A 7,446-nucleotide genomic window follows, 5' to 3' on the forward strand; every position below is an offset into this window, starting at 1 on the left:
CTGGTACCAGCCCATGGTGGTGTCGTTGTCATGTGTCCCGGTGTATACAAGATCCCTTGGATGATGATTGTTCAGCAGATGGGGGTTGTCGGGGCTGCCATCAAAGCCGAATTGCATCACTGTCATCCCCGGCAGCCGGAATCGTTTGCGAAGTTCTTCCACGTCTTCACTAATAGTGCCCAGGTTTTCGGCAACCAGTTGTAAGTACGGAAATTGGTTGAAGCAGCCCTCAAGAAACGGGCCCCGCGGACCGGGTACCCAATATCCGTGTATGGGTTCCGGTTTTTCTGCTGGGATTTCCCAATAGGCCTGGAGCCCGCGGAAATGATCAATACGGATCAGGTCGAACAGGTGGCGCTGGCTCTCAAGCCGTTCCAGCCACCACTGATAGCCATCTCCGGCCATGGCCTCCCAGTTATAGAGCGGATTGCCCCAGTGCTGGCCGTGCGGCGAGAAATAGTCCGGCGGAACACCGGCCACCACTGTGGGGTCCCCCTTTTGGTCCAGTTTGAACAAGTGTCGATTGGCCCAGACATCGGCGCTATCGTGTGCAACGAAAATCGGGATGTCTCCAAAGAGCAATACACCCTTGTTACGGGCATAGTCGCGAAGGGCCTGCCACTGTTGATGGAACAGAAACTGTTCGAACCGGATTCTAGCAAGCCGGGACTGATTCTGTTCAATAAAATCCTGGAGTGCGGCAGCTTCCCGGTCTCTCAGGGCTTCCGGCCACCGAAGCCATGGCTGCGCTTCCTGTACCTCCCGAATCGCGACGAAAAGACAGAATTCATCCAGCCAGTAATCATTGTTCGCCCGAAAGCGTTGAAAACCAGCCTGGTCGATCCCGTTACTGCCTGCACCTTCATTGTTGAAAAAGCGGTGTGCTGCCAACGCCAACAGACTTTTACGCGCGTCGGCACCCGGTTGCACCAGTTCGGCCTCTGCCAGGAGACCCATATTCAAGAGCTCGGATAGATCCATGAAATCAGGATTACCGGCATGGGCACTCAGAGACTGATAGGGTGACAGGTCTCCGTGGGTTGGCCCGATAGGAAGTGTTTGCCAGAGGCTCAAGCCACTGTCCGCCAGAAAGTCCACAAACTTACGGGCGCTATCCCCGAGAACTCCCCAGGTACCTGGAAGGCTGGTTGGGTGAAGCAGGATACCGGCCCGCCGGGTGCTAAACAGATCCGCGGGGCTGCTCGAAGTCATACCGGACCATCCGCTTCATGGCCGGGCCGCATAGTGCCGCCCCGCGCAGGTTCGCCGTTGCCCTGACTCAGTTGCTTGAATACTGAGGGCGGTGCCGGGTAGTCTATCTGCTTGTACAGGTTGACCAGGTGCCTGCGGTATAAACGTTCGAAATCACCCACGATCTGGGCCGGGTTGTAATCTCCGAACCACCAAAACCAGTCCGATCCTTCGCAGATAGCCAGTTGCTGCCTGGCAGACTCCTTCTGCTCTGAATTGAGGCGGCCATTGTACATCACCCGATCGTAATGAACCTTTGCCTCACAAAGCAGATCCCACGCGCGGTTCTTGTCTGGGTCGCCAATCCAGGTTGAAAAGGTGCCATAGATCCAGCTGCCTGCCACCAGATGGGGGAGACGGTCCGGTTCGGCCACCGGGTCTGCAACCAATTCGCTGTAGGTAGACAGTTGCAATGTCGGGTGGTGAGCAAGTACCCGGTACAGTTCGTCCAGAAAGTGAAAGCCATTTTCCGGGTAGTATTCCCAGGCATTCTCGCCATCCATGATGACGGATATTACCTGGTGGGACTTGCCCTGGCCTTCCCGGGCAATGTTTTCCATATGGTGGACCAGGTCGCCGACTGCATCCATGGCGTGCCAGTCAGCGTAGGTGAAGCCGATGAGATCAGAGAGTCCGTCATCCCGGAAGAAAACACTGGCTGCGGAGTCACCGAAGGTATAAGGCTTATGTATGCTGGTATCCGGTAGCTCCGGGTTCGCTTCGCGCGCCAGGTTGAGGCTGTTGTGTAACACGGAATCACCGCTGGCGGTCCAGCGGAAGCCATGCTCGTCAAGTAGCCCGAGCGTGGTCTGGCTGAGGCCACCTTCCGACGCCCAACAGCCGGCAGGCTCTATGCCGAAAAATCGCCGGAAAACCTTTTTTGCCTGCTGGAGTTGCCAGTCCGCCCGCTCCTTGCCGTCGGGGTAATGGCTGTGGACCGGCAAAGCAATATCCGGCATCGCCTCCCGGCCAGATTGTAGATCCAGCAGCAATGGTAGCATGGCATGGGTATAGGGGCTGACAGACAGCTCCACCTGACCTTTCTGGGCCAGATGCCGGTATCTGGGCCCGATGCCGGACAGGACATCGAAAATAACATCAAGCAGTGCCCGCCTGTCATCTATTGTGAAGTTATGGCTCTTTTCCTGCAGGCTCTGAATACATTGGTTTTTCTGACGTATGGTTTCGCCCATCCAGCCCAGGTGATACCAGACCAGCAGGTCCGACAGGAAACGGCTGGAAATATAACGTTGCAATTCCGGTTTTTCCCGGTAGATATCGGCCATCTCAGCTAGTCGTGCGAAAGTGGGATAACGGCTGATGATCCGATCAGGGTTGGCCCGCAAGCATTTTTCAACCAGCCCCAGGTAGGCAGGCGTTCCGGTCTCCGGTAGCTCATCCGCCACCAGAGCAGCAAGCAGCGGGTCGCCTATCTCCCCGGCGCCGATGCGCCACCGTTCGATCTGAACCAGATAGGTTTCGATCTGCTCAAGCAGGATCGGTGCGAAATTCACCACTGCCTTTGCCTCGGGCTCATGCTCCAAGTGCGCCGCCATGTCGCTGTAGTCCTTGATGGTGTGCAGGTACACCCAGGGAAACAGGAACTGACCTGTCCGCATATCCTGATAGGATGGCTGATGCATATGCCAGCAGAGGACAACCGGAGTTTTTGTATCAGAGGCCATGAGGGTAATCCTGCCCGAGCATCTCGGGTGTGATCAGCACAATCCCCTTGGGAGAAACACGAAACCGTTTTTGGTCTTCTGTTTTATCGAATCCGATACGTGAACCTTCCGGAATCCGGCAGCCACGATCAATGAGCGCATTGCGGATCTGGCAGTACCGACCGATCTCGACATCCGGATAGATGACCGAGTCTGATACCTCAGTGAAGGAATGCACCCTGACCTGCGAGAACAGCAGGGAACGCTTCACTATAGAACCCGAAACGATACAACCTCCAGCGACCATGGAGTCCACTGCCATACCCCTACGATTGTCGTCGTCGAATACAAACTTGGCGGGTGGCAATTGTTCCTGGCAAGTCCAGATGGGCCAGTGGTAATCGTAGAGGTTTACTTCAGGATTTACGCCAATCAACTCGAGGTTGGCCAGCCACAAGGCATCAATCGTTCCCACATCTCGCCAATAGGCAGGCTTGTTCTGTACCGGATCTTGGAATGGAAACGCCACCACACACCGACGTTTGATCACCGAAGGAATAATATCATGACCAAAATCGTGGGACGATTTGCCATCCCTCTCGTGATCACGCATCAACTCGTCGAAAAGCACCTCAGTGCTAAACACATAAATGCCCATGGAGGCTAATGCTGTACCGGGCTTGCCGGGCATGTGTTGTGGATTCTCAGGTTTTTCAAAAAATTCAGTAACTTTGAGGTCATCGTCTACCGACATGACTCCAAACGCCGACGCCTCCTCGGCCGGAACCTCAATGCAACCAACGGTGATATCGGCTTCACTCTCAACATGGGCAGCCAACATGGTACCATAGTCCATTTTGTAGATATGATCGCCGGCAAGAACCAGAACATATTCTGGGTTGTGACTTCGGATGATATCAAGATTCTGCAGGACCGCGTCCGCGGTGCCTTCGTACCAGGAGGTCTCGATGCGCTGCTGTGCAGGCCACAATTCGACAAATTCGTTCAGTTCGCCGCGCATAAAGCCCCAGCCTCGCTGAATATGCCGGATCAGCGAGTGGGATTTGTACTGGGTGATCACACCGACCTGACCGATGCCGGAATTGATGCAATTCGACAGTGGAAAATCGATGATCCGGAACTTGCCACCAAACGGAACCGCTGGCTTGGCACGCCAATCAGTTAGTTCGTGCAGGCGCGAGCCGCGACCTCCTGCAAGCACTAGTGCAAGAGTCTGGCGAGTAAGACGACTGACATAACGTTTGGCTGTATCCATTGTTATCTCCCTCAAAACAATTTCCCTGCGCCCGGTTGTTCTACGGTAGGGATTTCCATTAATTTGACGCCTTTAAACCCATTAAAACACTATCATGTAATTATGACGTAAAATTGTCATGAGTCATTTTTAAAACCAAGCTCGTAATATTCAATAGATAGACGTTTCATCTGGTCAGGAAAGTAAGGTCTATGGATAGCCCAACGCTGAGTGATTACGACCTTCATCTCTTTACCGAAGGATGTCACTGGCACATTTACAATGTTCTTGGCGCTCATGTCTGCAAAAGTCGGGGAACCGAGGGTGTTCGGTTCGCGGTCTGGGCTCCACATGCGCGGGAAGTCAGTGTCGTTGGCGATTTCAATGCCTGGGATCCGGGCATCCACCCAATGAGTTCCCATGACTACACAGGCGTGTGGTCCTGCTTCATCGCGGGCGTCGGCAGCGGAAACTGCTATAAGTTCTCGATCACCACCGAGGCCGGCCACCAACTGCTGAAAACTGACCCCTATGGCCAGGCCTTTGAACTGAGGCCAGCAACCGCCGCGATAGTGACTGAGCGCGGCCACTTCTGCTGGAATGATGGTGACTGGCTGTCCAGGCGGAGCCACTGGAACTGGCAGGAGTCCCCTATTTCAATCTACGAGGTCCATGCCGCGTCCTGGCGCCATCATGGCTCCGGGCGTTGGCTGACCTATCGCGAACTTGCCGATCAGCTGATTCCCTACGTTCTGGAGCTGGGCTTCACGCACATTGAGCTTTTGCCAGTCACCGAACACCCGCTGGATGAATCCTGGGGCTATCAGACCACCGGCTACTACGCACCCACCAGCCGCTTCGGTACACCGGACGACCTGCGCTATTTGGTGGACCAGTGCCACCAGAACAACATTGGCGTTATTCTGGACTGGGTTCCTGGGCACTTCCCTACCGATGAGCACGCCCTAGCCAGGTTTGATGGCAGCGCGCTGTACGAGCACGAAGATCCCCGCCAGGGCCGCCACCAGGACTGGGGAACCCTGATATACAATTATGGGCGCCACGAAGTCAGGAATTTTCTCATTGGCAGCGCCCTGTTCTGGCTTGATGCCTTCCATATCGATGGCCTGAGGGTGGATGCCGTGGCTTCCATGCTTTACCTCAACTATTCCCGTCAGGAAGGCGAATGGCTTCCCAACGTTCATGGCGGCCATGAAAATCTCGAAGCCATCGATTTTCTGCAGGAGTTGAACCGCGTCTGCCAGAGCCGGTTCCCGGGATCCCTGGTGTGTGCAGAAGAATCCACCTCCTGGCCACGGGTTACCCGACCTCCGGAAATCGGCGGCCTTGGCTTCAATCTGAAATGGAACATGGGCTGGATGCACGACACCCTGGATTATCTGCGCCAGGATCCGGTCTATCGACAATACCACCATGACAAGCTGACGTTTGGCCTTATCTATGCCTTCACCGAGAATTTCCTGCTTCCCCTGTCCCATGACGAGGTAGTGCATGGCAAGGGCAGCCTGATCAACAAAATGACCGGCGACGATTGGCAGCAGCGCGCGTCGTTACGCCTGCTGCTTACCTACATGTACGGCTATCCGGGGGCCAAGCTGTTGTTTATGGGTGGCGAATTCGGCCAGCGACGGGAATGGAGCGAATTCCGGGAGCTGGACTGGTCCCTGCTGGCGGAGCCCGGGCACCAGGGCATCAAAAAGCTGGTGCAGGATCTGAACGGTCTCTATCGCCGCGAAGTGTCGCTGCATGGCGAGTGTTTCAGACCGCAGGGCTTTGAGTGGATCGATTGTCATGACTCACCCCAGTCCGTGATCAGTTTCCTGCGTTCAGCAAAAGGCGAAACCTCTGTCATTGTGGTTAATTTCACGCCATTGCCCCGACATCACTATCGCATCGGACTGCCCCGGGGGGGAACCTGGCAGGAAATCTTCAATTCCGATTCCGAATACTACGGCGGCAGTAATCTTGGCAATCCGTTGCCGATACAGGCAGAGGAACAACCCTGGATGAATCGCGACTGGTCCATGGAGCTGACCCTGCCGCCGTTAGGCGCGATTGTTCTGAGGCCAGGCTTATGATCCGGGTTTTATTCGCCACCAGTGAGGTTTACCCACTGGTGAAAACCGGAGGTCTTGCAGACGTATCTGCAAGCCTGCCCGAGGCCCTTTGCAGGCTGGAATACGACGTCCATATTCTCCTGCCCGGATACCCTGGAGCCGTCAAGGCCGCAAGAGAGGCCGGTTCCCGCAGAAAAGTTCGGTTCAGAATCGGACAATACGAAGTCAGTCTCTGGCAGACCCGGCTGCCGGGTACCGCGGTCACACTCTGGCTGATGGACTGCCCGCCATTGTTTGATCGGCCGGGAAACCCCTACCAGAACGAGGAAGGCCGGGACTGGTGGGACAACGCCCACCGGTTCGAGCTGTTTTGCAAAGTCGGCGCCATGATGGCGGTCGGCGAGGCGGGTCTGAGCTGGCGACCGGATGTCGTCCACTGCAACGACTGGCAGACGGCACTCATTCCGGTATTCCTGGAACATTATCCCCATCGTCCGGGCACCGTATTCACCATTCATAACCTGGCGTATCAGGGCATTTTTCCCCAGGAAACCTTCCGCTCCCTGGGTCTGCCCGATTCCCTGTGGCGGTGGGACCTGCTGGAATTCTACGGCCAGCTGTCATTTATCAAGGGCGGCCTTGTGTTCAGTGACCGGATCACCACCGTCAGCCCCGAATATGCCCGGGAAATCCAGACCCCTGAATACGGGCACGGCCTGGATGGCGTTCTCAGTCACCGGAAGGACCGCCTGACCGGCATCCTCAACGGCATTGATACCCGTGTCTGGAACCCGGAAGAAGACCCTGAACTGGCTTTCCGCTACGGGCTCGATCATCTCAAGAACAAGGCACAATGTCAGGCCCAGCTGCAACGGGAACTGGGGCTAAAAGTGGACGGCGGCCCCCTGCTCGGTTTTATCGGCCGCCTGGTGGAGCAAAAAGGCGTGGACTGGCTGATTGAGGTGATTCCCACACTGCTGGAGCGGGGCTGTCAGTTGGTGCTGCTCGGCTCTGGTGAAGCCCGTTACGAGGAGCCCCTGAAACAGCTGGCTCGGGAATGGCCCGGCCAGATGTCGCTGACGCTGGGTTACAATGAGGGACTGTCCCATCGCATCACCGCCGGATGCGACATGTTCCTGATGCCGTCGCGCTTCGAGCCCTGCGGGCTGAACCAGATGTACAGCCTGCGTTATGGCAC

General features: G+C 56.0%; 5 protein-coding genes. 2 read left to right on the plus strand and 3 right to left on the minus strand.

Annotated elements, in window-relative coordinates:
• The 3 genes from malQ to glgC form a co-directional block, all read right to left on the minus strand.
• A partial coding sequence (malQ, locus tag ACESMB_RS12700; RefSeq protein WP_372971718.1) for a 4-alpha-glucanotransferase occupies window positions 1–1,212 on the minus strand: 1,212 nt, incomplete at its 3' end.
• Complete coding sequence (locus ACESMB_RS12705) at window positions 1,209–2,936, minus strand: glycoside hydrolase (protein ID WP_372971719.1); 1,728 nt, start codon at window positions 2,934–2,936, stop codon at window positions 1,209–1,211. The genes malQ and ACESMB_RS12705, both read right to left, overlap by 4 nt.
• Window positions 2,926–4,191 (minus strand): glucose-1-phosphate adenylyltransferase, encoded by a 1,266-nt coding sequence (glgC, locus tag ACESMB_RS12710; protein ID WP_372971720.1) that lies wholly within the window; start codon window positions 4,189–4,191, stop codon window positions 2,926–2,928. Before glgC ends, ACESMB_RS12705 begins: the two co-directional genes overlap by 11 nt.
• Before the next feature lie 191 nt (window positions 4,192–4,382).
• On the opposite strand from glgC, the gene glgB reads away from it, so the two are divergent.
• Both glgB and glgA read left to right on the plus strand, forming a co-directional pair.
• The gene (gene glgB / locus ACESMB_RS12715) at window positions 4,383–6,269 is read left to right on the plus strand and encodes a 1,4-alpha-glucan branching protein GlgB (RefSeq protein ID WP_372971721.1); all 1,887 of its coding nucleotides are present in this window, start codon (window positions 4,383–4,385) and stop codon (window positions 6,267–6,269) included.
• The coding region (gene glgA / locus ACESMB_RS12720) for a glycogen synthase GlgA (RefSeq protein WP_372971722.1) at window positions 6,266–7,446 on the plus strand (1,181 nt) is incomplete at its 3' end. The genes glgB and glgA, both read left to right, overlap by 4 nt.

The sequence above is a fragment of the Marinobacter sp. genome, assembly GCF_041686475.1.
In the GTDB taxonomy this organism is placed as follows: domain Bacteria; phylum Pseudomonadota; class Gammaproteobacteria; order Pseudomonadales; family Oleiphilaceae; genus Marinobacter.